Below are 25,828 nucleotides of genomic sequence, written 5' to 3'. Positions count from 1 at the left end.
AGCTCTGGCCCGTACTGATCGAGGCGCCGCGCTGGCCGGCCTGGTACCGCAATGCCAAGGACGTGGTGCTCGACGACGGCGGCGGCACGGAACTTGAGGCCTCGTCCCGGTTCGACTGGACCACCTTCGGCCTGCGCGTGGCCAGCACGGTCCGCGAGTTCGCCCCCCTGCACCCGGCTCGGCTGGGAGGGCGCCGGCCGCGGCTCCACCGGCTACCACCGCTGGGACCTGCAGCGCACGGACGACGGCGGCACCCTGATCGTCACCGAGGAGGTCCAGGGCGGCGTCCTCGCGACGCTGCTGGGACCGGTGGTCCGGCGCAGCATCGAGAAGCAGCACCAGCACTGGCTCGAGGCCTTGGTGGAGACCGCCGCCGCGCGGGTGGCCCGCTCCTAGAACGGGTAGGGTGCGATGTCCGGCCGCATGGTGAGCCACTGGATCTCGGTGAACGACTCCATGTTGGCGTGATGGCCGCCGATCCGTGAGCCGTTGCCGGAGTTCTTCGTGCCGCCGAAGGGGGAGTTGGCCTCGTCGGAGACGGTCTGTTCGTTAATGTGGACCTTGCCGGAGTCCAGCCGGTCGGCGATGGTCATGGCCAGGCCCACGTCGCCCAGGATGCCGATCGAAAGGCCGTATTCGTTGTCGTTGGCCAGCGCCACGGCCTCGTCCACGGTGGAGAACTTCATCACCGGGGCCACCGGGCCGAAGATCTCGTCCTTCCAGGCGGGGCTGTCCGTGTCCAGGTCCACCAGCACGGCCGGCTGGTAGAAGCGGCCGTCGTGGGTGCCGCCCGCGGCGAGCTTCGCGCCGGCGGCGACGGCGTCCCGGACGATCCCGTCCACCCGCTGCAGCTGGCGTTCGTCGATCACCGGGCCGAGCGCCACGGTGCCGCTTTTCGGGTCGCCCACGGGCAGGTGCGCGGCCTTCTCGGAGAGGGCGGCGACGTATTCGTCGTAGAGGTCCTCGTGCACGATGTGACGGCCGGCGGCCATGCAGATCTGGCCCTGGTGCATGAAGGACCCGAACGCGGCGGCGGAGGCCGCCTTGGCGATGTCCGCACCGGGCAGGACGATCAGGGCGTTGTTGCCGCCCAGTTCCAGGTGGGCGCGCTTGAGCAGCCGGCCGGCGGTCTCGCCGATTTTCCGGCCGGCCGCCGTCGAGCCCGTGAACGCGATCACGCGCACCTCCTCGGCTTCGACGACGGCGGCACCCACCTCCGCGCCGCCGGGCAGCAGCGAGAGCAGCCCCGGCGGGAGCCCGGCCTCCTCGAAGATGCGGATGACGCTGACGCCGCCGCACACCGTGGTCCGCGGATCCGGCTTGAGCAGCACGGCGTTGCCGAGGGCCAGGGCCGGGGCGACGGCGCGGATGGAGAGGATCAGCGGGAAGTTGAACGGGGCGATCACGGAGACGACGCCGACGGGCCGGCGGCGGGCAAAGGACCAGCGGTTTTCGTTGGAGGTCAGGACGTCCCCGGCCGGCAGCGAGGGCAGCGCGGAGGCCTCGTAGCATTCGTTGGCGGCGATGTGGGTTTCCAGGCCGGCCTTGGGCGGGATGCCGCCGGATTCGCGGACGATCCAGTCCTGGATGTCGGCGGCGTGCTCCTCCCAGAGCTGCCCGGCGCGGCGCAGGACGGCGGCGCGCTCCTCCGGGCTCCGGGCGGCCCATTCCTTTTGCGCCTTGGCCGCCGTGGCGGCGGCCTCCAAGACGTCTTCAACCGAGGCGACCCCGTAGCTGCCCAGCTCCTCGCCCGTGGCCGGCTCGACGGCAGTGCCGGTCCCTCCGCCCCCGTCCCGCCAGCCGTTGAGGTAGATCTTGCCGTTCCAGAGGGCGGAGTCGAGCAGGGACATTCGTTGTCCTTTCGGCGTTCCGGGCGGCGGGCGTCCGGCAGATGAGTGGTCCGGGATCAGTTCCCGTCCATCACATGCTGTCCGGACGCCGCCGTCAAGAGCCGTTCCACGCTATGTGCGCGGTGCCTGGGGCGACCCGCGGTCGCTGCAGCCGGACGGCCAGGATCTGCACGAATTGAAGCCCGGCGGGGACATGGGGACCAGTGGAGGAATGCCTGCGTCGCGGCGCGAGCGTGGCAGTTAAGGCCAGGTGTGCACACCTCGGCCCAGGCCGGTACGCAATCCCGTCTTTATACGACGCGCCGGAATGAGAGCCCGGCCGTGGTGCAGAAAGGCCCACCCCCTAACGGGAGCGGGCCTTCAGGCAGGGAGGGTATTAGTTGGTGGTGCAGACGCCTGTGCTGTGGTTGTAGCCGCCGCTTACATTGGCTTCCACGAAATTGGTGTCCAGGACGCAGGTCAGTCCGTCGGGGAAGGAGAGGACATCTGACCCGTCGACCCGTGTGACCTTGGCATCGTAGTAGAGGACCCCGTCGGGTGTCTGAACGGACGAACCGAAGACGGAGACGTACCGCCGAGTTCCTTGGCTGGACTGCGTGCCATCGGGGAAGGCTGTGGAGTCCGTGTACTCGCGATAACCCTGCAAGACCGCAACCCCGGACGGGGTGACTACCACGTTGCGGCGCTCCTCCATAGTGAGGCAGGTGGTGATATCGGGTGCGAGTTCCGTGCAGGTGCTGGTGGTGCTCTTCGTAGCGCCTTCGCTGCTGGATGCCTGTGCCGGAACTGCGGCGCCCATCAGGGATGCAGCCGCTGCAATGCCGACGGACAGGCAGAGAAGATTTCTATTGCGCATGAGACGGTTTCCCCCGAAACGTAAATGGCGGCCCCAGCGACCGCTTGCGCATCGTATCAGTACCGCTCGGACGAGACGGCTAGGCTCGGGACCTATAAACCTCTGTGGCCACTGCGATTGGGCCGACTCGACGTCGACGGTCAGAGTCGCAGCGGTACATCCTGGCTGCCCAGCTTCAAGGCACCCAGATCCTCTACGCCACGGCCGCTTGGAAGTTTATTTCGATTAGGCCCTTGATCTCGTCGTGGCAGCGGCCGCAGCCGGTGCCGGCACGGGTGGTACTAGAGACTTAGGCAACCGTCGAGCAACCCGGGAGGAAACAGCTGAAGTAATGGGCCGGCATCCAGGCGCCAAGTATCTGCCGGGCCGAAGGCCGCGCCGCGTGTCAGTTACTGGCCGGTAGGCTGGTCGCATGCTTGAGATCCGACCGAACTGCGAATGCTGCGATCGCGACATCGCGCCCACCGACGAGGCCTATATCTGCACCTTCGAGTGCACGTGGTGCCCGGGCTGCGTCGCCCGTTTCCGCGACGGGGCGTGCCCCAACTGCGGTGGTAACCTCGAGCGGCGTCCGGTCAGGCCGGCCGCGGCCCTCGTCGCCAACCCGGCCAGCACGCTGCGGGTCGTCTCGCCCAGCTGCCAGGAACGCCTGACCGGAGTGTAGGTGCCGGGCCGGTGTGTCGGCCCGGCAACTTTCTCGAGCTAGTTTCTGATGCCTCCGTGACCGCTGCAAGCGCCCCGACGGGTTGAAGACGGCCATGCGTAGCCGTCCTTGCAGATGATTCCGCCATAGACGGGCGGAGCCTGAACCGGTGCCGGCGGGACATAGGCCGGTGCCGGCGGAACGTAGGCGGGAGCGGGCGGCTCAGCCACCGCCGGAGGGGCGGCCGGGACCACCGGCGCGGGCGGAGCCTCTACGACCTTGACCGGAGTCGGCGTCGGAGTCGGTGTCGGCGTCGGGGTGGAGTCGGTGAGGTGATGGACCCCCAATTCAACGGTCGCGCCCTTGTCTACCTTGGTGCCTTCCGCTGTGCCCTGGCGGGCGACGGTCCAGTTGCTTTTGACCATGATCGACTTGCCGTTATCAACGTCGGTTGCCTTGACCTTGAGACCCAGATCCTGAAGTTGGTTCGTGGCCTTGTCCAGGGTCATCCCGACCACACCGGGAACGGAGATGGCGCCCTCTACGGCCGCGGCTGCGGAAATGCTGGGTGATGCTGCAGATGGTGCGGACATCTGCTTGCCGCCGCACCCGGTGAGCAGAAGCCCGGTGAGCACGACAAATGCGAGTGATTTCTTCAAAATTTCCCCCTTGGAAGGCGGCGCCTGAGACTGGGCCGCTGTCATAAGCTACCAGCTGTTCAGGCCGGTCTCAGGTTCGCGACATCGGCGCACCCCCACCGGGCCGCTCCCTACGCCACCGCCGACTGGAAGTGCTTTTCGATCAGGCCCCTGATCTCGTCGTGGCAGCTGCCGCAGCCGGTGCCGGCGCGGGTGGTCCCGGAGACCTCGGCAACTGTCGAGCATCCGGAGGAAACGGCTGAAGCAATGGCTGTTCCGCTGATCCCCGCGCAGCGGCAAACGGTCCGCGCCGGGTCGTGGGCGGCCTGCGAGGTATTAGCCTCCGGACCGTCCAGCCTGAGCAACAGCGACCGGTCCGCCGGTAGTTCCGCACCGCGTTCGAAGAGCTGCACCAGCTCGGCCGCGGTGCGGGGCATCCCGACGGCCACTAGACCCTCCAATACCCCGGCACGGGTGGACATTTTGACGTAGCGGCCGTGTTCGGGGTCGGCCCATTGCGAGACCTGCAGCCGTGGCCGGTCCGTGGCCGACCCGGAACACAGCGCCTCCTCGTCCCACGGATCAGCGGTGACGTCACCGGCCACGGCCATGGTCAGCCCGCGCGCCTTGAGCACCACCACGGCCGGCTGTTCCGAAGGCAGCGCCGGCATCGCCTGAGCCTCCGCAAGAGCACCGGACGCCAGCAGCGTGAGGTAGCCGGCCAGCCACTCGGCCTGGCGCCATCCCGGCCCCACCAGTCCGGACGGTCCGCGGGGAACCCGGCAGTCCACGCAGTCCGGATCGGGGCAGCGGACCTCCGCGCAGTCCCCGACGGCGAAGACGTGCGGCTCGTGGTGCGCGCGAAGCCGGTGGTCCACCAGGATGCCGGCCGCCGTCGGCAGCCCGCAGCCCTCCGCGAGCTCAACGCGGGGCCGCACGCCGCAGGACAGCACCAGCAGGTCCCCGTCGATCGCGGAGCCGTCGTCCAGCAGCAGCGCGGAGAAGCCGCCGTCGTCGTCCGTCTCCACGCCCACGGATCGAGCATTGCCCGCCATCCGCACCCCGCAGTTCCGCAGCGACGCCGCCAGCACGGCCCCGCCGCCGCGGTCGATGCTGCGGCCCAGCGGGAACGGGCCATTGTGCACCACGGTCACGGTGGCGCCCTCCTCGGCGGCGGCCAGGGCGGTTTCCAGGCCCAGGACACCGCCGCCTAGGACCACCACGCGTTTGCCGCCGGCCACCGCTGCGTGCAGCGCCGCCGCATCACCCAGGTCGCGTAGCGCGGTCACCCCGGGCGGAAGGGCGGGCCGTCCGGGATCCGGGTTCAGCCCGGTGAGGTTGGGAATCACGGGCCGGGCGCCGGTGGCGAACACCAGCCGGTCATAGCGCGGGGTGCTGCCGTCGCTGAGCAGGAGCAGGCGCCGGGCCCGGTCCACCCGGCGGACCCGCACGCCCAGCCGGACGTCGACGCCCGCGGCCACCAGGGACGCCGCATCGGCAAGGGCCAGGGCGTCCGCGCTGGTCCGGCCGACGCCCAAGTCCGCCACCAGGACCCGGTTGTAGGCGGCCACCGGTTCCTCGCCGATCACGGTCATCTCCACCACGCCTGACTCCACCGCCGGCAGCAGTTCATCGATCAGCCTCGCCGCAACCGGGCCGAAGCCCACCACCACAACACGCTCGCTCATGAGGCACCTTCGCTCTGCAGGGCCACGGCGGAGGCACCGGCAGCAACCGGCCGCACCCACACCTGACTGGTCTTAAATTCCGGCATCCCGGAGACGGGGTCCGTTACGGCCTCCGTGAGCCGGTTCGCGCTCTCCACCCCGGCGAAATGGAACGGCAGGAACACGGTTTCCGGGCGGATGTCCGGGCTGACTTCGGCGCGGCACAGCACCTCGCCGCGGACATTCGCCACGAGCACCAGGGCGCCGTCGTCGATGCCCTGCGCCGCGGCTGCCGAGGGATGCAGCTGCAGCCGCGCCTCGGGCCGTGCATCGACCAACGCGGGCACACGCCGGGTCTGGGCGCCCGACTGGTAATGCTCCAGCCAGCGTCCGGTCACCAGGGTCATCGGGGCGCCGCCGTCGCCGGAACCTAAGGAGCCGGCCGAGCCCGCGGAAACGCCCGACGGCGCACGACGGCGGGGCGTCACCGGCGTGAACACCGCACGTCCGTCCGGATGCGCGAAGGCCTCCAGGAACAACCGCGGCGTCCCGGCGCTGCCCGCGGGATACGGCCAGTAGGCCTCCTCGCCGCGGTCCAACATTGCGTAATCGATCCCGGAGTAGTCCGCCGGTCCGCCGGCGGAGGCCCTGCGGAGTTCCTCGAACACCGTCTCCGGGTCCTCGCTGAAGGTCGACGGGGCGTCCAGCAACTCTGCCAGCCGGGCCATGATCCACAACTCGCTGCGGACCCCGGCCGGGGGAGTCACGGCCCGGCGGCGGCGCAGCACACGGCCCTCGAGGTTGGTCAGCGTGCCCTCCTCCTCGGCCCACTGGGTCACCGGCAGGATCAGGTCCGCCTCGGCCGCGGTCTCTGAGACGAAGAAGTCGCAGACCACCAGGAAATTCAGCCGGCGCAGGCCCGCGGTCACGGCGTTCGCATCCGGGGCGGACACCGCAACGTTGGCGCCGTGCACGAAGAGGCAGCGGACGCCGTCGGGCTGTCCCAGGGAGGCCAGGAGCTCGACGGCGGGGACCCCGGGACCCGGGATCAGCGCCTCGGGAACTCCCCAGACGCCCGCGACGTGGGCCCGCGCCGCGGGGTCGGTGATCTTCCGGTAGCCGGGCAGCTGGTCCGCCTTCTGGCCGTGTTCGCGCCCGCCCTGCCCATTGCCTTGGCCGGTCAGCGTTCCGTAGCCGCTCCGGGCCGAACCCGGCAGGCCCAGCAGCAGGGCCAGGTTGATCGCGGCGGTGGCGGTGTCCGTCCCGTCCACGTGTTGTTCCACGCCGCGGCCGGTCAGGACGTAGCTGCCGCCGCGGCGCGCACCGTCGGCCAAGCGCCGGGCGGTCTCGCGGACCAGGCCGGCCGGCACGCCGGTGAGGGACTGCACCCGCTCGGGCCAGTACCCGGCCACGCTGCGGGCGAGGGCCGGGTAGCCGACCGTGCGCTTGGCGATGTAGGCCTGATCTGCCAGGCCCTCGTGGATCACCACATGTGCCAGCCCCAGCAGCAGCGCCAGATCGCTGCCCGGCAGCGGCTGCAGGTGCAGTCCGGCGCCGTCGGAGGTCAACGCGGCCGTCGCGGAGCGCCGCGGGTCGACGACGATCAGGCCGCCGGCGTCGCGCGCCCCGCGCAGGTGCTGGACGAACGGGGGCATCGTCTCCGCCACGTTGGAGCCCAGCAGGAGCACGGTCGACGCACCGTCCAGGTCGGCCACCGGGAACGGCAGCCCACGGTCCAGGCCGAACGCGCGGATCCCGGCCGCCGCGGCGGAGGACATGCAGAACCTGCCGTTGTAATCGATCCGCGAGGTCCCCAGCCCCAGCCGCGCGAACTTGCCCAGCTGGTACGCCTTCTCGTTGGTCAGCCCGCCGCCGCCAAACACGCCGACAGCGTCCGGGCCGTGGGCGGCCCGGGTCTCCCGGACCGCGGTGGCGGCCAGGTGCAAGGCGGTATCCCAGTCGACCGGACGGTGCACGCCGTCGGCGCCCCTGAGAAGCGGCTCGGTGACCCGCCCGGGGTGCTCGAGCAACGACGTCGAGGTCCAGCCCTTCCGGCAGAGCCCGCCACGGTTGGTGGGGAACTCCCTGCCGGTCACCTCGAGCGGGACTTCGGCGGCCGCCGGCACCGTCAGCGTCACGGCACACTGCAGGGCGCAGTACGGGCAGTGGGTCGCGGCGCCGTCGGCCATCTAGACGTGCCCCTTGCCGTGACCGGCGGGGCGTAGGTAGCAGGCCCAGCACACGGCCAGCATCAGGACGTAGGCCGCCACGAAGCCGTAGAACGCCGGCGTGTAGGAGCCGGTGGCGGTGTTCGCGGCGTTGAGCACCTGCGGGATCACGAACCCGCCGTAGGCGCCGATCGCCGAGATCAGCCCCAGCGCCGAGGAGGCCAGTTTCTGCGTGGCCGCCGGACCGGCCCCGGTGCGGGCCGCGCGGCTGTGCAGGGCGAAAATCACCGGGATCATCCGGTAGGTGGCGCCGTTGCCGAACCCGCTGGCGGTGAAGAGGGCCAGGAACAAGACCAGGAAGAGCCAGAAGTTCTTCAGCGGCAGCGTCCACACCACGGTCAGGGTGATGGCGGCCATCGCCGCGAACGCGGCCACGGTCATCCGCGCCCCGCCCAGCCGGTCCGCCATCCGTCCGCCGTAGGGCCGCGCCAGGGATCCCACCAGCGGGCCGAGGAAGGCCAGGGACAGCGCCACGGTTCCCACCCCGAAGGAGGAGAACGCCGGGAAGTAATCCTTGATCAGCTTGGGAAAGACGCCCGCGAAGCCGATGAACGAGCCGAAGGTGCCGATGTACAGCAGCGCCATCACCCACAGGTGGGGTTCCCGGACCGCGGCGAGGGAGCCGGCCACGTCACCCTTGGCGCTGGTGAGGTTGTCCATGTACTTCCAGGCGCCAAACGCCGCCAGCAGGATCAGCGGCACCCACATCAGCCCGGCCACGGGCAGGTTGATGGTGCCGGCGGCCAGCAGGGTGACGGCGACCGGGACGGCCAGCTGGGCGACGGCCGCGCCCAGGTTTCCGCCGGCGGCGTTCAGGCCCAGCGCCCAGCCCTTTTCCCGGGCCGGGTAGAAGAAGCTGATGTTCGCCATCGAGCTGGCGAAGTTGCCGCCGCCGAAACCGGCCAGGGCGGCCACCAGCAGCATGACGCCGAACGGGGTGCCCGGGTTGGCCACGCAGAACGCCAGCCCGGTGGAGGGGACCAGCAGCAGGAGCGCCGAGACGACCGTCCAGTTTCGGCCGCCGAAGCGCGGGACCATGAAGGTGTACGGGATGCGCAGGGTCGCTCCGACCAGGCTGGGCATCGAGATGAGCCAGAAGATCTCATTGGTGGAGAAGCGGAAACCGGCCGCGGGCAGCTGCACCACCACGATCGACCAGAGCTGCCAGACCACGAAGCCCAGGAACTCGGCGAAGATGGACCAGTTGAGGTTCCGCCGGGCGATGCCACGCCCCGCCGACTCCCACTGGGCCGGGTTCTCGGCGTCCCAGTTGGCGATCCACCGGCCGGCCCGGTGTTCCAGTGCGGGGACGGTCGGGGGAGTGAGGGTGGCGGTGTCTGCGGTGCGTTCTGTCACGGGGACCTCCTTGGGGATGTTCCCTCAAAGCTAGGGAGGCCGCATTTCCGGAACGCTCGCCGAATGTAAACGTGCTGTGACGTTTGCCTATCCGGGGTTCAGCCGGGGCGTGAGGCGCCGGCGGCATCCCGGGCCAGCCAACCCCTAATCCGGGCGACACGCAGATGTCCAAATAGTGAAATAAATGTCCAACTCGTGGACAGTGCCGCGTAATATGGCAGATATATTCCACTCCTTTGCCGGACGGCCCCCACTGGCCACCGGTCTTGATGAAAGCGTTCTCACATGTCACCCACCGCCATGTCGACGGAGCATGGATCCGCCAAGCAGGTGAACTCGCGCGGCCGCGTGATCGTTGCCAGCCTGATCGGCACCACCGTCGAGTTCTACGACTTCTACGTCTACGCCACGGCCGCCGTCCTGGTCTTCCCGAAGCTCTTCTTCCCGGGCCAGAACGAGACCACCCAGCTCCTGAGCTCCTTCGCCGTCTTCGGCGTCGCGTTCGTCGCCCGTCCGCTCGGCTCGATCGTCTTTGGGCACTTCGGTGACAAGTTCGGCCGCAAGGGCACCCTCGTGGCCTCGCTGCTCACCATGGGCATCGCCACCTTCCTGATTGGCTGCCTCCCCACCGCCCTGGTCCCGGGCTGGGAATTCTGGGCGCCGGCACTGCTGGTGGTCATGCGCTTCGCCCAGGGCCTGGCCCTCGGCGGCGAATGGAGCGGCGCCGCGCTGCTCGCGACGGAGAACGCCCCGGCCAACAAGCGCGCGATCTACGGAACGTTCCCGCAGCTGGGCGCGCCGATCGGCTTCATCATCGCCAACGTGCTCTTCCTGGTTTTCAGCTACACCCTGAGCCCGCAGGCCTTCAGCGACTGGGGCTGGCGCGTGCCGTTCCTGGTCAGCGCCGTCATGGTCATCATCGGCCTGTACGTCCGGCTGAAGCTGATCGAGACCCCCGCCTTCACCAAGGTCCTGGAGACCAACGAGGTTGCCAAGCTGCCGCTGGGCCGGGTCTTCAAGACCAGCTGGCGCCCGCTGATCCTGGGCACCTTCATCATGCTGGCCACCTACGTGCTCTTCTACCTGATGACCACGTTCACGCTGACCTACGGCACCAAGCCGACCCTGGCCGGCGCGCAGGCCGCCGCGGAGAAGGCCGGCAAGCCGATGAGCGAGGCCGCCGCGGCCGCGTTCGTTCCCGGCCTGGGCTACTCCCGCAACGACTTCCTCTGGATGCTGATCGCCGGCGTCGTGTTCTTCGGCATCTTCACATTGGTCTCCGGCCCGCTGGCCGAGAAGTACGGACGCCGCAAGATGCTGCTCGCCGTCACCACCGGCATCTTCGTCTTCGGCCTGCTCTTCGTGCCGCTGTTCAGCGCCGGGTTCGCCGGTGCCATGGGCCTGCTGATCATCGGCTTCTCCCTGATGGGCCTGACCTTCGGACCGATGGGTGCGCTGCTGCCGGAGCTCTTCCCGACCAACGTCCGGTACACCGGCTCCGCCATCAGCTACAACGTCTCCTCCATCCTGGGTGCGGCCGTGGCTCCGTTCATCGCCGTCTGGCTGTGGGAGTCCGCCAAGGGCAGCCCCGTCCTGGTGGGCATCTACCTCTCGGTCATGGCGGTGCTGACCCTGATCGCACTGTTCATCAGCCGCGAGACCCGCGACCTGGACTACGAGAACAACGTGGCCTGACGCTCCTCCCCGGTTACTGCGGCAAATGCCCGGCGTGCGCACCCGACACGCCGGGCATTTCCGTGTCCGGGGAGGGTGCGGTGGGCGGTAACCGGGGAGGAGCGTACGACGGCGGCGGCTCTCCTTGCGGGCTAGCGCGCGTACCGCTCCACGAAGTTGCGCAGGATGGCCATCGGCTCGGTCACGTTGTGGCTTCGGGCCTGGGCCATGAGTTCCTCGGCGGATTCCGGAGGGAAGTAGCCGGCGTGCCGGTAGATGTCGATCCGGGTGGTGAGGCCGTCGGCATCGAGCTCCGGGTGGAACTGTGTGGCATAGAGGTTGGACCGAATCCGGAACATCTGCACCGGGCAGGTCTCTGAGCTGGCCAGCAGCACCGCGCCGCCGGGCAGCACGGTGCAGGCCTCCTTGTGCCCGACGAACGCCGTGAATGATTCCGGCAGCCCGCGCAGCAGCGGGTCCTTCCGGCCCGCGTCGGTCTGGCTGACGGTCACTCCGCCCAGGCCCTCGCCATAGGTCCGGTCGATGACGGCGCCCTGGTGCAGGCCCAGGGTGCCGACGCCGTAGCAGGCGCCCAGGAAGGGGAAGTCCTCGGCCACGATACGGTCCAGCAGGGCGAACAGCTCACGCTCCACCCGGTGCTGGACGTCGGTTTTGTCCTCAGCGGGGTCGCTGGAGGTGAACGGGCTGCCGCCGACAATCACGCCCGAGTACCGCTCCAGGTCCAGTGGCGGCAGGGGCGCGGCCTCCATCCGGATCCGATGCAGCCCGGACTCGGCCAGACCGGTGTAGCGCAGGTAGGCGAGATATTCGTCGTCGGCGGCGGCGTCCTCCGCGCGGGAGGCGAGCAGCAGGAAGGGCTTCACAGACCTAAGTCTGCACCGCCGCCGACGCGGCCGCTATTCGGCGCCCTCGCCATCCTCGATCATGGCGATCACGGCACCGGCGGAGACAGTCTCTCCGGCGGAGGCGGACAGGCCGATGACGATGCCGGCGCGGTGCGCGGTCAGCGGCTGCTCCATCTTCATGGCTTCCAGCACCACCACAAGATCGCCCTCGGCGACGCGCTCACCCTCGGCGACGGCCACCTTGACGATGGTGCCCTGCATGGGGGAGGTCAGGGCGTTGCCGCCGGCTGCCGCGGCGGGACCGGCGGCGCTGCGGGAGCGCTTCTTGGCCTTGGCGGGCTTGCCGCCGCCGCTGACGGTTCCGAGCGATGCCGGCAGGACGACTTCCATCCGCTTGCCGCCGACCTCGACGACGACGCGCTGGCGTTCGCCGGCGTCGGCCGCCTCGGCGGTGGCGCCGCCCGGGGTCCAGGCGGGGATGTCGTTGACGAACGCTGTCTCGATCCAGCGGGTGTGGACCTTGAACGGGCCGTCCGCCGGGGCGAAGTCGGGGTTGCTGACGACGGCCAGATCGAACGGGATGACGGTGGGGATTCCCTCGACCACCATCTCCTCGAGGGCGCGGCGGGAGCGCTGCAGGGCCTGCTCGCGGGTGGCGCCGGTGATGACCAGCTTGGAGAGCATGGAGTCGAAGTTGCCGCTGATGACGTCGCCCTGCTCCACGCCGGAGTCGATCCGGACGCCGGGGCCGGTGGGGCTCTTCAGGGCGGTGATGGTGCCGGGGGCGGGCATGAAGTTCCGGCCCGGGTCCTCGCCGGTGATGCGGAATTCGATCGAGTGGCCGCGGACCTCGGGATCGCCGTAGCCGAGCTCCTCGCCGCGGGCCAGCCGGAACTGTTCGCGGACCAGGTCGATGCCGGTGACTTCCTCGGAGACGCAGTGCTCCACCTGAAGGCGGGTGTTGACCTCGAGGAAGGAGATGGTGCCATCCTGGCCGACCAGGAATTCGCAGGTGCCCGCGCCGAGGTAGCCGGCCTCTTTAAGGATGGCTTTGGAGGATTCGTAGAGGCGCTGGTTCTGCTCGTCGGTGAGGAACGGTGCGGGGGCCTCTTCGACCAGTTTCTGGTTGCGGCGCTGCAGTGAACAGTCACGGGTGGAGACGACGACGACGTTGCCGTGCGCGTCGGCCAGGCACTGGGTTTCGACGTGGCGGGGAGCGTCGAGGAACCGTTCGATGAAGCATTCGCCGCGGCCGAAGGCTGCGGTGGCCTCGCGGACGGCGGATTCGAACAGTTCGGGGATCTCCTCGCGTGTGCGGGCGACCTTGATGCCGCGGCCGCCGCCGCCGAAGGCCGCCTTGATGGCGACCGGGAGGCCGAAGTTGTCGACAAATTCGAGGATTTCCTCGGCGGAGCTGACGGGGTCGGCGGTGCCGGGAACCTGGGGCGCGCCGACCTTTTCGGCGATGTGGCGGGCCTGGACCTTATCGCCGAGGGCGGAGATAGCCTCGGGGGAGGGGCCGATCCAGGTGATGCCGGCGGCGATGACCTTGGCGGCGAATTCGGCGTTCTCGGCCAGGAAGCCGTAGCCGGGGTGGACGGCGTCGGCGCCGGAGCGCAGGGCCACCTCGATCAGCTTGTCCATGACCAGGTAGGACTCGGCCGCGGTGTTGCCGCCGAGAGCGTAGGCCTCGTCGGCGAGCTTGACGTGCAGCGCGTCGCGGTCCGGATCGGCGTAGACGGCCACCGAGGCCAGGCCTTCGTCACGGGCGGCGCGGATGATGCGCACCGCGATCTCGCCGCGGTTGGCGATCAGCACCTTGCTCAGGCGACGGGTACCTGGCTGGGTTGAGGCGGGCGCGGACTGGACGGACTGCTCCGAAATAGCTGACAAGGCGTCTCCTTCTTTCCTTCACGGAGCCTAGCGCGGTTTTGTGGGTTCCGCCGAGATTCCTTGCGGATCCCGCGCGTAAACCGCTATTCCTTTGTGGGGTTCCTACAAGGCCGGGCGAATTGCCTCACTCGGCGCGGACCTCGGCGGGATTCGCGGCGCCGGAGGTCCACAGCTGTGTGACGTTGACTCCCGCCTGGGTCAGGAGGCCGCGGAGGGTGGAGATGGAGAGGCCGACGACGGTGTGCGGGTCGCCGTCGACCTTGCGGATGAACGCCCCGCCGTAGCCGTCGATGGTGAACGATCCGGCGCAGAGGAGCGGCTCTTCGGTGGCGATGTAGGTGTCGATCTCCGCCTCGCTCATCTCCATGAAGTGCACCTCGGCCGAGGCGACGGAACCGAGCGTCGCACCGGAACCGGTGCCGCCGTCGTCGTCCGCTTCGTCCGTGTCCCGGCAGTCGACCAGCCAGTGGCCGGTGTGCAGGATGCCCATACTGCCGCTCATCCGGAGCATGCGTTCCTTGGCGACCTCGGGGGTGTAGGGCTTGCCGTGGGCTTCGCCGTCGAATTCGAAGACCGAATCGCAACCGATCACCAGGGCGCCCTCCGCCTCGGGGAGCGACGCGACCGCCTCGGCCTTGGCGCGGGCCAGGAGGAGGGCGGTGTCGTGCGGGTCGGTTACGCCGTAGCGGGCCTGGACGGCGTCCTCATCGACGTCGGAGACGAGAACGGTGTGCGCGATGCCGGCGTTGCTGAGCAGCTTGGTGCGGGCGGGGGACTGGGAGGCGAGGATCAGGCGGGTCACGGAACCAGCGTAGTTCCTCGGGCTGACAGTGTGGCGGGTTCGGTGGGTATCCGGTGGGGTGCGGGCTTGGTCGGGGCGGCCGCCGCGCATCGAAGTACAGCGGACGACGACGATGCGCCGCCAAAAACGGCTTCCGGCCGCGTGCCCGCATGGCCGTCGTCAGGTCTCGGCCCCGGCGGCAGAGGTGCGACGTTATGGCGGGGGCGGCCTTATATTGTCAGACCCCTCCGATTGAATTGGCTTATGGAAGGCAGTCGGAAGCTTTTCGAGGATTCAGTCGGCGCGGTCCCGGTGGCGGGGGACGCGGCGGCGATCATCGATGAGCTCCGTGCGCTGGAGGACCGGAAGTCGGCGATCACTGCCCGGCAGGCGAGGTTGGCCGTGTCGCTGGACCTGGTGCGGCGGCGGGACCAGGCCGCTCTTGGCTTGCCCGCGGACCAGCTCGGTGCCGGGGTGGGGGCGGAGGTTGCGTTGGCGCGGCGGGAATCCCCGGCCAAAGGCTCACGGCTGCTGGGTCTGGCCCGGGCGTTGGTGACGGAGATGCCGCGCACCCTGGCCGCCCTCGACACCGGGCGCCTGAACGAATGGCGCGCCACCCTGCTGGTCCGCGAAACCGCCTTCCTCGACTCTGCTGACCGTGCCGCGGTGGATGAGGAACTCGCCGCCGACACCGGGACCTTCGACGGCGTCGGCGACCGTGCCATCATCTCCGCCGCCAAGGCCGCCGCCTACCGGCACGACCCGAGATCCGTCACCCAACGGGCAGCCCACGCCGAAACCGAACGCAGTGTCAGTCTCCGACCGGCCCCGGACACCATGTGCTACCTCACCGCACTGCTCCCCGTCGCCGCCGGAGTCGCCGCCTACGCCGCCCTGACCCGGCACGCCGACACCGCCCGCTCCACCGGAGACCCACGCACCCGCAGCCAACTCATGGCCGACGCCCTCGTTGAGCGAGTCACCGGGACACCGGGCGGGATCACCGGCATCGAAGTCCAACTCGTCATGACCGACCGCGCCCTCCTCGCCGGGGACAGTGAACCCGCCAGGCTCGCCGGCTACGGCATCGTCCCGGCCGGGTGGGCCAGGAAACTCGTGGCCGGCAAAGGCGACAACGCAGAGTTCACAACCTGGCTCCGCCGGCTCTACACCGCCCCCGGCACCGGCGAACTGACCGGCATGGACTCCCGGGCCCGGCTCTTCCCCGCAGGGCTGCGCCGGTTCATCGAAACCCGCGACAACACCTGCCGCACCCCCTACTGCGACGCACCCATCCGGCACCTGGATCACATTGTCCCCTGGCACCGCGGCGGACAAACCACAGCCACCAACGGCGCCGGACTCTGCGAAGCCTGCAACCACACCAAAGAAACCCCCGGCTGGACCGCCCGAACGGTCACTGGGACAGGTTCCGCCCGGCGGACAGAATCGACCAGAACGGCTGAACCGGGTAAGCGGGCCGGTCCGGACAGCCGGCGCCACACCTTGGAACTCACCAGTCCCACGGGTCACACCTATCTCTCAGTCTCACCGCCCCTCCCGGGTCATTCCGTGACGTCCGGAGAGGCGGAGCCAGCAGGGGTGGGGGATCGATGGTTGACGATAGATGTCTCCCACGCCCGGTCGGAAGTTGAGACTAGTTACCGGCTCCAAGCGCTTTCGAAGAGTCGGACAGCCCGTCGGAAACGGATGAAACCGGTCGCGGCACTCGTCCCGCGTGTGCCGAGTGTTCACGCGCCCGACGGTTCGTTGGATGGAGCCGTGTGACCGCTCAGCATGAGAAATCGTGACCGTCCGCGTAGGAGATGTGGAGGGCGCGGAGAGTCTGCGGCGACCGGCCCGGTGGGCTTGAGTACTAGTCGGTCGTAGGAGTCTGGCAAGTCACCAAGGCGTACCCCGAAGGTCGATGTCGCCCTCTGGCCATTCGCTCGTCTCGCGGAGTCCAGAGCAGATGAGAATGGGGCCACCTTCCGTTTGGACGACGGATTTTTGATCCAGCCGTGAGATGCAGCGTTCCGTCGCGTGAACCTGCACCCAACCTGCTTTCTCATAGAACGGCACCACCTCCGGCCGGCAACCGAGGAAGCCAAACTCGATGTCCCGTTCTGTGCGCATGGCCTGTTGGGCACGGCGCATCACCAGGCCGCCGAGGCCCGTCCCGCGAGAGCCGTCGTCGACGAGCACGCCACCGGTGCCGGCCACCACGACCTCGCGCATCCCGACGGCAATTCGTCGACGTTGAAAGCCCACATGAGCGGCCAGGTCCCGGCCGCGGAACGCCAACACATGGGTGTCGGCTGGCGAATAACCGTAGGGTGCGTTGGGAGTCCACGGGCCGAAGTCCTTCAGGTATTCACCGTCGAAGAGCTTCTGTAAAGCGTCGACGTCAGCAACCGTCAGGTCTGCATGGCGAAGGACATGGATCCCCTCACGCATCGTCGCCGCAGCTGTCGAGAGATGGCGGCATCGGACGCCTCTTAGCCGGCGCGTTGCGGAGACAGAAACTCAAGGCGGTTTCCATTGTTGTCCTGCAGATAGAACCGCCGCATGCCGGGGAAATTGTCATCCCACTCGACATCGAGGCCGTGCTCCTGAACCCGCTGAGCGAGGGCATCGATGTCCGCTACCAGAATTCCAGGATGAGCTTTCTTCTGCGGGCGGAAGTCCTCCTCGACCCCAAGATGGATCTCAAGGTTGTCAGCCCTGACCCACAGGCCACCCCGGGCGGCCAGCGCCGGTGGTTTCTGCACCTCCGTCATGCCCAGGACGCCTACATAAAACTCCCGGCACTCCTCTTCGCCACCCGCCGGCAGAGCCAACTGCACGTGGTGGAGACCAAAGCCCAGGACAGTGCGGGCAGGAACAGACTCATACGGTTGCAGGTCAGGCACGGAACTCCTTCGTCGGCGTCGGGCCGAGTATTCCACATGGAGCGCCCGGGAGCTTGTAAAGGTGCGCATTCGAAGAACCCACCCAAACGACCACCGCCCGCCGATCAAGGATCGACGGGCGGCGTCTAGGGGAGTGCAGCGCGGGCGTGCCGCGACGGGTTCGGCGCGCAACCCGTGAAGGCGCGGAAGCAACCCTTAGCGCACGGCGACCCCGGCGGGCTCGGACTCGGCGGCCTCGCCGTCGGCGTCGGCCTTGCGCAGCTTGGCGCCTTCGACGTCGACGTCCGGGAGAATCCGGTCCAGCCAGCGCGGCAGCCACCACGCCTTGCTGCCCAGCAGGTACATGACCGCCGGGACGATCGTCATGCGCACCACGAACGCGTCCACCAGCACGCCGAACGCCATTGCGAAGCCCAGCGGCCGGACCATGTTCAGGTGCGAGAAGATGAAGCCGGAGAACACACTCACCATGATGATCGCGGCGGCGGTCACCACGGCGGCCGCGTGGCTGAAGCCGGACCGGACCGCGTGCTTGGCGGTCTCGCCGTGCATGTAGGCCTCACGCATGCCGGAGGTAATGAACACCTGGTAATCCATCGCCAGGCCGAACAGCACGCCGATCAGGATGATGGGCAGGAAGCTCAGCACCGCGCCCGGATTCTCCACACCGAACACGGACCCCAGCCAGCCCCACTGGTACACGGCCACCACGGCGCCGAACGCCGCCGCGAGCGAGAGTAGGAAGCCGCCGGTGGCCAGCAGCGGAACCACTACGGAGCGGAACACCAGCAGCAGCAGGATCAGCGAGAGCCCCACCACGATCGCCAGGTACGGCGGCAGCGCGTCGCCCAGCTTGGTGGAGACGTCCACGTTGCCCGCGGTCTGGCCGGTCAGGCCGATGGACACCCCGGTCTGGTCCTTGATCTGGCCCTTCTCGGCCCGCAGGTCGGCCACCACCTGGACGGTGCTGGCGCTGGCCGGACCCTCCTTCGGCAGCACCTGGAACACGGCGGTCCGGCGGTCCTCACTGAGGGCCAGCGGCACGGCGGCGGCCACGTTGTCGGTCTTGCGCAGGATGTCGGCGACGTCGAACTGCTCGGCCTGCGCGGTGGCCGCGTCCAGGCCCTCGGGGAGGTCGCCCACCACGATGATCGGACCGGTCATGCCCTCGCCGAAGCTGCGCTTGGTGACGTCGTAGGCCTTGAACGCGGTGGAGGCCACCGGTTCGGAGCTGGCATCCGGCAGGGCGAGCCGCAGCTGGCTGGCCGGCAGCGCCACGACGCCCAGCAGGATCACGCCGGCCAGGAGCGCCAGCCACGGGTGATTGGTGACGACGCCGCCCCAGCCGTGGCTGCCGCGGTACTCGTCCCGCTCCCGGTCCTCCGAGTCGTGGCCGGGGTCGGCGTTGTGCCGTTCGGCCTTGGCCCAGGCCCGCTTCGAGATCAGCTTCCGGCCCACCAGCGACAGGATGGCCGGGGTCAGCGTCAGGGCGACGACGACGGCGACAGCCACCGTGGCGGCGGCGGAGAGGCCCATCACGGCCAGGAACGGCAGCCCGGGCACCACCAGGGCGGCCAGGGCGATGATGACGGTCAGCCCGGCGAACATCACTGCGTTGCCGGAGGTGCCGGTGGCGAGTGCCACGGACTCCTCCGTGTCCATGCCGGAGAGCAGCTGGCCGCGGTGCCGGTTGACGATGAAGAGCGAGTAGTCGATGCCGACGGCGAGCCCCAGCATCAGGGCCAGCATCGGCGAGATGGAGCTCATGTCCACGGCGCCGCTGAGCGCGAAGGTACCGCCGACGCCGACGGCCACACCCACGATTGCCATCAGCAGCGGCAGGCCGGCGGCCACCAGGGTGCCGAGCATGACGATCAGGACCAGAGCGGCGACGGCGATGCCGATGACCTCCGCGGTGCCGAAGAGTTCCGAGATGTCCTCGCTGATTTCCTTGCTGGGCAGGGCGGTGACATTGGCGGCGGAGACCTCGTTGACGATGTCCTGAACCTGCTGCCGGACCTCCGGCTTCAGGCCGTTGATCGAGGTCTTGAACTGCACCTGGGCGATCGCGGCCTTGCCGTCCTCGGAGACAAACCGGAGACCCTTGGAGGCCTCCAGCTGGCGTTTTCCGAGCGCGAGCTTGGCGTCGCCGGCGGCCAGGTCTTTGGTGCCCGCGTCGAGCTTCGCCTGCCCGGCTGCGAGGGCCGCCTTCTGCTGGCCGAGCTGGGCTTCGATGGCGGCATCCGGCAGGCCGGCGGCCCTTAGCTGGACCTCGGCGGCGTCCAGCTTGGCCTTGCCGGCGGCGAGGTCGGCAGCGGACTTGTCCAGCTGCGCCTTGCCGGCCGCGGCCTGCTGCTCGCCGGCGGCCAGGTCGGTACCGGCCTTGTCCAGCTGGGCCTGGGTGGCGAAGGGATCCACGGTTCCCTGCACGTCGGGAATGGTCTTGAGCTTAGACAGGGCGGCGGACACCGCGTCCTTGCCGGCCTGGCTGAACTGGGCGTCGTTGGCCTCGAAGACCACCGTGGCGGACCCGCCGGAGGACGACGGCAGGTCCTTCTTGAGCTTGTCCGCCATCTGCTGGGTCTCGGTGCCCGGAATCTGGAAGTTGTTGCTGAGGGTGCCGTGGAAGGCGGCGGCGGCCCCGCCGACGGCCACCATGACGGCGAGCCACAGCGAAATGACCAGCCAGCGGTGGCGGTAGGAGAACTTGCCGAGGCGGTACAGCAGGAGTGCCATGTCAGAGCCGATCTGGGGAAGGGGTGGCGGTGGAAGGGGCGGCCGGGGCGGCCGCCGGGGAAGCGAATCCGGAGCCCAGCAGGCTCATGGAGTCGATGAGGAGCTGGCGGAGGGTGGACAGCGAGGCGGGGGAGAGGTCGCCGTGGCAGCGGTCGAACCAGAGATCCATGGCGGCCTTGCCGCAGGCGATGACCGAGCCGGCCAGCGCCCGCAGGTAGAGCTCGTCGAGCGCCCCGGCCGGGCCGGTGAAGCGGGACCGGGCGGCCTCGATGATCTCGGCCGTGCAGTGGTCCCAGGCCTCCAGCTCGGAGCGGTTCAGCTGCGGATTGGATTGGCCCAGGGTGTACAGCTCGGCCAGGGGGGCGATGGTCATCGGATCCGCCAGGGCCATGAGCGAGGCCCGGGCCGCCTCCAGGATGGGTTCGCTGACCGGGCGCAGCCGGAACTGCTGGAGCGCGGTGTCCAGGAAGCCATGCGTCACCTACGCGATGACGGCGTCGGTGCTGCCGAAGTAGTTGAAGAAGGTGCGGCGGGAGATCCCGGCGGCGTCGGCGATTTCCTCGACCGTGAAGTTGCCCGGGCCGTTGGCGCGCAGGAGCCCGAGGGCGGCGTCGATGATGGCCTGACGGGTGGCGGCCTTGTTCAGTTCACGCCGGGAGGGTGCGGCCGCGGGGGCGCCGGGAACGGTCGCGGAGGAGGGCATGGAATTACACTAAGTGCATCTTTGCACTCCGGGCAACTTTATGACGGTGAGGTGAGCTGGATCGACTGTCCGGTGGCGCCCGGCTCGCCGCTGGTCAGCGGAATCGCGTAGACCGCCGTGCCGTAGGCGCAGATTTCGGACCAGTTGTTGGCCATGTGGGCGGTGTCGAAGCGCATCGCCACGATCGCGTTGGCCCCGCGCTGGGCCGCCTCGGACACCATCCGGGCCATGACCTCCTGCCGGCTCTCGTAGAGCACATCGGTCAGTTCGCGCAGTTCCCCGCCCGCCAGCGACCGGAAGCCCGCCACCACCTGGGCGCCGACGTCGCGCGAGCGGACGGTAAGGCCCATGACCTCCCCGAAGACGGCGTCGATGCGGTGGCCGGGGATGTCGTTGGTGGTGACGATCAGCATGCCCTGAGCCTAACCAGTCATCAGCATTCACAGGAAGCTAAAAGGTTCCCGACAGCCCACGCAGAAACGGACGGGGCACACTGGAAGAGCGGCCGGTCCGTCGACCACCGTGGTTTCCGGGCCGCCGCACACCGTAGGACTGACACCGCCGTCGCTGACGGCAGACCAGGAGACATCGCATGTCACGTACCAAGAGAATCACGCTCGGCGTCTCGGCCACCGCCCTGGCCCTGGGCGCAGGCCTCGGGGTGGCCGGGATGGCTTCCGCCACCACCACTCCCGCCCCCAGCCCGAGCGCCAGCTCCAGCGCGCCCGCCGACGGTAGCATCGCCAAGGGCGACGGCGACGGGATGCGCGGCGGCCACGGCCGCGGCGACCGCGAAGGCATGGCGGCCGTCAAGGCCGCGGAACTCGCCACCAAGCTGGGCGTGGACAAGACCAAGGTGGTCGATGCCCTGAAGGCCTTCCGTGACGCGCACAAGCCGTCCACGCCGCCGGCCGAGGGCACCAAGCCGGACCGCGCCGCCATGGAGGCGGAGCTGGCCAAGTCGCTGGCCTCCTCGCTGGGAATCGACGAAGCCAAGGTCACCGCGGCGCTGGATGAATTGAAGTCCGAGGCCCAGGCCAAGCACGCGGCCGCGCTGAAGACGAAGCTGGACAAGGCCGTCAGCAGCGGCACCCTCACCCAGGCCGAGGCGGATGCCGTCACCAAGGCCGTCGAGAAGGGCGTCATCGGCGGCGGCGGACGCTGACCGAAAAGAAACGACGCCGATGAGGCGGGATTAAACGGAAAGGTCCCCGGGAGACGTATCTCCCGGGGACCTTTACTTGTGGCGGGTAGGTCAGGCCTTGCTGCCCACCAGGCGCCCGCCCTCGAACTCGTCGGCGTCGGCCTCGCGGCTGATGGCCGCGGCGGTCGGGTCGGAGCCCTCGGATTCGGCGTCGTCGTCGGCGAACGGGTCACCGTTGCGCGGGGCGTTGTAGAGCGCCTCGTCCAGGATGCCCTGGCGCTTCGCGACGATCGTGGGGACCAGCGCCTGGCCGGCGACGTTGACCGCGGTGCGGCCCATGTCGAGGATCGGGTCGATCGCCAGCAGGAGGCCGACGCCGGCCAGCGGCAGGCCCAGGGTGGAGAGCGTCAGGGTCAGCATCACGACGGCGCCGGTGGTGCCGGCGGTCGCGGCGGATCCCAGGACGGAGACCAGTGCGATCAGCAGGTACTGGCTGAAGTCCAGCTGGATGCCGAAGAACTGGGCCACGAAGATCGCGGACACGGCCGGGTAGATCGCGGCGCAGCCGTCCATCTTGGTGGTGGCGCCCAGCGGCACGGCGAAGGAGGCGTAGGCGCGGGGGACGCCCAGGGACCGTTCGGTGACGCGCTGGGTCAGCGGCAGGGTGCCCACCGAGGAGCGCGAGACGAAGGCCAGCTGCACGGCCGGCCACACGCCGGAGAAGTACTGCTTGATGGACAGGCCGTGGCTGCGGATCAGGACCGGGTAGACCACGAACAGGACCAGCACCAGGCCGGCGTAGATCGCGACGGCGAACTTGCCGAGCGAGCCGATGGTGTCCCAGCCGTAGACGGCGACGGCGTTGCCGATCAGGCCGACGGTACCCAGCGGGGCGATCCGGATGATCCACCAGAGGACCTTCTGGATGACGGCCAGGGCGGAGGCGTTGAGGTTCAGGAACGGCTCGGCGGCCTTGCCCACCTTGAGCGCGGCGATGCCGACGGCGATCGCGATCACCAGGATCTGGAGGACGTTGAAGCTCACGGCCGTCGTGGCAGTGCCGTCGGCGACGGTGGTGCTGGCGCCCAGGCCCAGAAAGTTCTTCGGGAAGAGGCCGATCAGGAACGCCCACCAGTCGCCGGACTTGCCGGTGTACTTGGCTTCCTGGGTGATGCCGGTGCCGGCGCCGGGCTGCAGCAGGACGCCCAAGCCCATGCCGATCAGGACCGCGATCAGCGAGGTGATCGCGAACCAGAGCAGCGTGTTCCAAGCCAGCCGCGCAGCGTTGGAGACGGCGCGGAGGTTGGAGATGGAGCTGACGACGGCGGTGAAGATCAGCGGGACGACGGCCGTCTGCAGCAGCGAGACGTAGCTCGAGCCGATGGTCTGCAGTGTGGCGCCGAGGGCGTTCGGGGCCGTCTTGGTGCTGCCCGTGTACTTCGCGAGCAGGCCGAGCCCCAGGCCAACGATCAGCGCGGCGATGATCTGGAAGCCGAACGAGCCGGCCCAGCGTGGCAGCCGAAAACCGGGCTTGCCTGCGGTTGCGGGGGTACTTGTCTGAGTGGTCACCCGAATACGCTAGGACCACGGCCTTTACCACGACGAACCAATGTTGAGAAATGTTACGCGGCAGATTTTGCGTTGTGCTTCGAAAAACCCTGCAACGACGCCGAAAGACTGCCCCATTGTGAAGTTATTCCGGCCCGGAGTGTGGTGATTGTCTCTCGGTAGGATGCGCCCTAGAGTGGCGCCATGGCTATCGCACGCTTTCCCGCCGTCGTCCTCGACTGCCCCGACCCCCGGGCCCTGGCGCGGTTTTACGGCGCCCTGCTCGACTGGACCATCGAGCAGGACGACGAGGGGTGGACCTCCATCCGCGCCGAGTACGGCGACTCGATCAATTTCCAGAAAGTGGAATCCTTCGTCCCGCCGCAGTGGCCGGGCCAGGAAATGCCGCAGCAGATGCACCTGGACCTGACCGTTGACGACCTCGACGCGGCCGAGGCGGCGGTGCTGGAGCTTGGCGCGACCCGGCACGAGCACCAGCCGGGGGAGACCTTCCGGGTCTTCCTGGACCCGGCCGGCCACCCCTTCTGCCTCTGCCTGAGCTAGCCCCGAGAGGCTAGCCCCGAAAAGCCAGCCCCGAAAAACTAGCCCAGCAGCGCCCGCTTCAGCGTGTCCAGCCCCACCGAGCCCATGTTCAGCGCCTTGGTGTGGAACGCCTTGAGGTCGAAGCCGGGGCGGGACTCCAGCTCGGCCCGGATCTGCTCCCAGAGCCGCTGGCCAACCTTGTAGGACGGGGCCTGGCCCGGCCAGCCCAGGTAGCGGGTGAACTCGAACTTCAGCTGGCCCTCGCTTATCGGCAGGTTGGCCTTGAGGAACTCGAAGCCCTTCTCCGAGGTCCAGGTGCCGCTGCCCCAGCGCTCGGGGACCTCGAGCTCCAGGTGCACGCCGATGTCGAAGACCACGCGGGCCGCGCGCATCCGCTGCATGTCCAGCATGCCCATGTGGTCACCCGGATCTTTGAGGTAGCCCAGTTCCTGCATCAGCTTCTCGGCGTACAGCGCCCAGCCCTCGCCGTGACCTGAGGTCCAGCAGACGCTGCGGCGCCACTTGTTCAGCAGCTCGCGGCGGTAGACGGCGGTGGCAACCTGCAGGTGGTGGCCCGGGACGCCCTCGTGGAACACGGTGGTGGTCTCGGCCCACGTGGTGAAGGTGTCCTCGCCGGCGGGTACGGACCACCACATGCGGCCGGGGCGGCTGAAGTCCTCGGACGGGCCGGTGTAGTAGATGCCGCCCTCGTCGGTGGGGGCGATCCGGCATTCCAGGGTCTTCATGATGTCCGGGATCTCGAAGTGCACGCCGGCGAGGTCCGCCACGGCTTTGTCCGAGAGTTCCTGCATCCAGGCCTGGAGCGCGTCGGTGCCCTTGAGCTGGCGCGCCGGGTCGTTGTTCAGGATCTCCTTGGCCTCTTCGATGGTGGCGCCGGGGCGGATCTGGTCCGCGACGCGCACCTGCTCGGCGATCAGCCGGTCCAGTTCCTGCACGCCCCAGGCGTAGGTTTCCTCAAGGTCCACGGCGGCGCCGAGGAACTGGCGGGAGGCCAGGGCATAGCGTTCGCGGCCCACGGCGTCCTTGTCCGGGGCGACCGGCAACAGCTCGGATTCGAGGAACCCGGCCAGGCGGGAGTAGGCGACGCGGGCGTCCGCGGCGCCGGCGTCGAGGTCCGACTGCAGTTCTGCCGGAAGCGGGCCGTCACCGGTGCGGGCGCCGGCGGCGAGCTTGGCGAAGAAGCCGTCCTCGGCGGCGTACTTGGTGGTCTGCTCGATGACGATCCGCACCTGGCGGGCGGCGGAGACCTTGCCGTCGGCCTTGGCCGCGCGGAGGGATTCGATGTAGCCGTCGATGGCGCCGCCGATGTTGTGCGCGCGGCCGGCGATGTGGTCCCAGTCCGTGGTGGTGGCCGTGGGCATCAGGTCGAAGATGGCCCGGATCTGCTGGGCCGGGGATTCGATGTTGTTCAACTCGGCCAGGCCCCAGCCCGACTCGTGGATTTCCAGCTCCAGGCCCAGGCGCTCGCGCATCGCGTCCAGGGTGACGGCGTCGACGTCGTCCTCCGGCTCCAGCCCGTCCAGGGCGTCCAGCGCCTCGCGGGCCGCGGCGGCGAACGCGTCATGGCCGGCGGGGGAGAAGTCCGGGTACTCGGTCTCGTGGCCGGGCAGGCCCAGTTCGGTGGCGAAGCTCGGGTTGAGCCGGATCAGGGTGTCCGTGTACGCGTCGGCGACGGCGTCGATCCGGGTCTGCGGGCGGGCCGGCGTGCCGGCGGCGGGGGTGTTGGTTTCGATAGTCACCCGACCGACACTAGCCCGGCCCGCGCAGTT

Annotated in this window: 21 protein-coding genes and 1 pseudogene; 6 read left to right on the top strand and 16 right to left on the bottom strand. The window is 69.1% G+C overall.

Annotated elements, in window-relative coordinates; translation table 11 throughout:
• Positions 1-93 precede the first annotated feature (93 nt).
• Positions 94-396: a hypothetical protein gene (locus tag QWJ39_RS14125; protein WP_290258484.1), complete on the top strand. Its 303-nt coding sequence runs from the start codon at positions 94-96 to the stop codon at positions 394-396.
• Here the strand turns inward: QWJ39_RS14125 and QWJ39_RS14120 are convergent.
• Together QWJ39_RS14120 and QWJ39_RS14115 are read right to left on the bottom strand one after the other, a co-directional pair.
• The gene (locus QWJ39_RS14120) at positions 393-1,850 is read right to left on the bottom strand and encodes an aldehyde dehydrogenase family protein (protein WP_290258483.1); all 1,458 of its coding nucleotides are present in this window, start codon (positions 1,848-1,850) and stop codon (positions 393-395) included. The genes QWJ39_RS14125 and QWJ39_RS14120 overlap by 4 nt on opposite strands.
• A 376-nt stretch (positions 1,851-2,226) precedes the next feature.
• The gene (locus QWJ39_RS14115) at positions 2,227-2,706 is read right to left on the bottom strand and encodes a hypothetical protein (RefSeq protein WP_290258482.1); all 480 of its coding nucleotides are present in this window, start codon (positions 2,704-2,706) and stop codon (positions 2,227-2,229) included.
• 412 nt (positions 2,707-3,118) lie between these two features.
• Between QWJ39_RS14115 and QWJ39_RS14110 the strand changes: the two genes are divergently transcribed.
• Positions 3,119-3,370, top strand: coding sequence for a DUF1272 domain-containing protein (locus QWJ39_RS14110; protein ID WP_290258481.1), 252 nt, complete (start codon positions 3,119-3,121; stop codon positions 3,368-3,370).
• A 38-nt stretch (positions 3,371-3,408) separates the two neighbouring features.
• Here the strand turns inward: QWJ39_RS14110 and QWJ39_RS14105 are convergent, their stop codons facing one another.
• From QWJ39_RS14105 to QWJ39_RS14090, 4 genes are all read right to left on the bottom strand, one after another.
• Complete coding sequence (locus QWJ39_RS14105) at positions 3,409-4,008, bottom strand: PASTA domain-containing protein (RefSeq protein ID WP_290258480.1); 600 nt, start codon at positions 4,006-4,008, stop codon at positions 3,409-3,411.
• 110 nt (positions 4,009-4,118) lie between these two features.
• Positions 4,119-5,675 carry an FAD-dependent oxidoreductase gene (locus tag QWJ39_RS14100; protein WP_290258479.1) on the bottom strand — a complete coding sequence of 519 codons (1,557 nt, stop codon included), beginning with the start codon at positions 5,673-5,675 and terminating at the stop codon, positions 4,119-4,121.
• Complete coding sequence (locus tag QWJ39_RS14095) at positions 5,672-7,843, bottom strand: molybdopterin oxidoreductase family protein (protein WP_290258478.1); 2,172 nt, start codon at positions 7,841-7,843, stop codon at positions 5,672-5,674. The genes QWJ39_RS14100 and QWJ39_RS14095 overlap by 4 nt, the downstream gene beginning before the upstream one ends.
• The gene (locus tag QWJ39_RS14090) at positions 7,844-9,238 is read right to left on the bottom strand and encodes an MFS transporter (protein ID WP_290258477.1); all 1,395 of its coding nucleotides are present in this window, start codon (positions 9,236-9,238) and stop codon (positions 7,844-7,846) included.
• Positions 9,239-9,523: 285 nt separating this feature from the next.
• Between QWJ39_RS14090 and QWJ39_RS14085 the strand changes: the two genes are divergently transcribed.
• Complete coding sequence (locus QWJ39_RS14085; RefSeq protein WP_290258476.1) at positions 9,524-10,933, top strand: MFS transporter; 1,410 nt, start codon at positions 9,524-9,526, stop codon at positions 10,931-10,933.
• Positions 10,934-11,064: 131 nt separating this feature from the next.
• Here the strand turns inward: QWJ39_RS14085 and QWJ39_RS14080 are convergent, their stop codons facing one another.
• The 3 genes from QWJ39_RS14080 to QWJ39_RS14070 form a co-directional block, all read right to left on the bottom strand.
• Positions 11,065-11,796 carry a glutamine amidotransferase gene (locus QWJ39_RS14080; RefSeq protein WP_290258475.1) on the bottom strand — a complete coding sequence of 244 codons (732 nt, stop codon included), beginning with the start codon at positions 11,794-11,796 and terminating at the stop codon, positions 11,065-11,067.
• Positions 11,797-11,829: 33 nt separating this feature from the next.
• Positions 11,830-13,662 carry a biotin carboxylase N-terminal domain-containing protein gene (locus QWJ39_RS14075; protein ID WP_290258582.1) on the bottom strand — a complete coding sequence of 611 codons (1,833 nt, stop codon included), beginning with the start codon at positions 13,660-13,662 and terminating at the stop codon, positions 11,830-11,832.
• Between the two features lie 133 nt (positions 13,663-13,795).
• Complete coding sequence (locus QWJ39_RS14070; RefSeq protein WP_290258474.1) at positions 13,796-14,473, bottom strand: nucleoside triphosphate pyrophosphatase; 678 nt, start codon at positions 14,471-14,473, stop codon at positions 13,796-13,798.
• Between the two features lie 243 nt (positions 14,474-14,716).
• On the opposite strand from QWJ39_RS14070, the gene QWJ39_RS14065 reads away from it, so the two are divergent.
• The gene (locus QWJ39_RS14065; protein ID WP_290258473.1) at positions 14,717-16,240 is read left to right on the top strand and encodes an HNH endonuclease signature motif containing protein; all 1,524 of its coding nucleotides are present in this window, start codon (positions 14,717-14,719) and stop codon (positions 16,238-16,240) included.
• A 114-nt stretch (positions 16,241-16,354) separates the two neighbouring features.
• Here the strand turns inward: QWJ39_RS14065 and QWJ39_RS14060 are convergent, their stop codons facing one another.
• From QWJ39_RS14060 to QWJ39_RS14040, 5 genes and pseudogenes are all read right to left on the bottom strand, one after another.
• The gene (locus QWJ39_RS14060; protein ID WP_290258472.1) at positions 16,355-16,909 is read right to left on the bottom strand and encodes a GNAT family N-acetyltransferase; all 555 of its coding nucleotides are present in this window, start codon (positions 16,907-16,909) and stop codon (positions 16,355-16,357) included.
• 41 nt (positions 16,910-16,950) lie between these two features.
• Complete coding sequence (locus tag QWJ39_RS14055) at positions 16,951-17,364, bottom strand: VOC family protein (protein WP_290258471.1); 414 nt, start codon at positions 17,362-17,364, stop codon at positions 16,951-16,953.
• Positions 17,365-17,559: 195 nt separating this feature from the next.
• Positions 17,560-20,100 carry an MMPL family transporter gene (locus tag QWJ39_RS14050; protein ID WP_290258470.1) on the bottom strand — a complete coding sequence of 847 codons (2,541 nt, stop codon included), beginning with the start codon at positions 20,098-20,100 and terminating at the stop codon, positions 17,560-17,562.
• Between the two features lies 1 nt (position 20,101).
• A pseudogene (locus tag QWJ39_RS14045) lies at positions 20,102-20,803 on the bottom strand (TetR/AcrR family transcriptional regulator).
• A gap of 38 nt (positions 20,804-20,841) precedes the next feature.
• Entirely contained in the window at positions 20,842-21,216 is a 375-nt protein-coding gene (locus QWJ39_RS14040; RefSeq protein ID WP_290258469.1) for a YbjQ family protein, read from the bottom strand.
• Between the two features lie 179 nt (positions 21,217-21,395).
• Here QWJ39_RS14040 and QWJ39_RS14035 point away from each other — a divergent pair, with 179 nt between their 5' ends.
• The gene (locus QWJ39_RS14035; protein ID WP_290258468.1) at positions 21,396-21,968 is read left to right on the top strand and encodes a hypothetical protein; all 573 of its coding nucleotides are present in this window, start codon (positions 21,396-21,398) and stop codon (positions 21,966-21,968) included.
• Positions 21,969-22,058: 90 nt separating this feature from the next.
• Here the strand turns inward: QWJ39_RS14035 and QWJ39_RS14030 are convergent, their stop codons facing one another.
• The gene (locus QWJ39_RS14030; RefSeq protein ID WP_290258467.1) at positions 22,059-23,516 is read right to left on the bottom strand and encodes a dicarboxylate/amino acid:cation symporter; all 1,458 of its coding nucleotides are present in this window, start codon (positions 23,514-23,516) and stop codon (positions 22,059-22,061) included.
• Between the two features lie 183 nt (positions 23,517-23,699).
• Here QWJ39_RS14030 and QWJ39_RS14025 point away from each other — a divergent pair, with 183 nt between their 5' ends.
• On the top strand, positions 23,700-24,059 hold the full coding sequence (locus tag QWJ39_RS14025; RefSeq protein ID WP_290258465.1) for a VOC family protein: 360 nt from the start codon (positions 23,700-23,702) through the stop codon (positions 24,057-24,059).
• 38 nt (positions 24,060-24,097) lie between these two features.
• On the opposite strand, the gene QWJ39_RS14020 is transcribed toward QWJ39_RS14025, so the two are convergent.
• Positions 24,098-25,798 carry a DUF885 domain-containing protein gene (locus tag QWJ39_RS14020; protein ID WP_290258464.1) on the bottom strand — a complete coding sequence of 567 codons (1,701 nt, stop codon included), beginning with the start codon at positions 25,796-25,798 and terminating at the stop codon, positions 24,098-24,100.
• Positions 25,799-25,828: the final 30 nt, after the last annotated feature.

Source organism: Arthrobacter sp. YD4 (assembly GCF_030410515.1).
Classification (GTDB): Bacteria; Actinomycetota; Actinomycetes; order Actinomycetales; family Micrococcaceae; genus Arthrobacter.
This window is presented reverse-complemented; position numbering and strand designations above follow the sequence as displayed.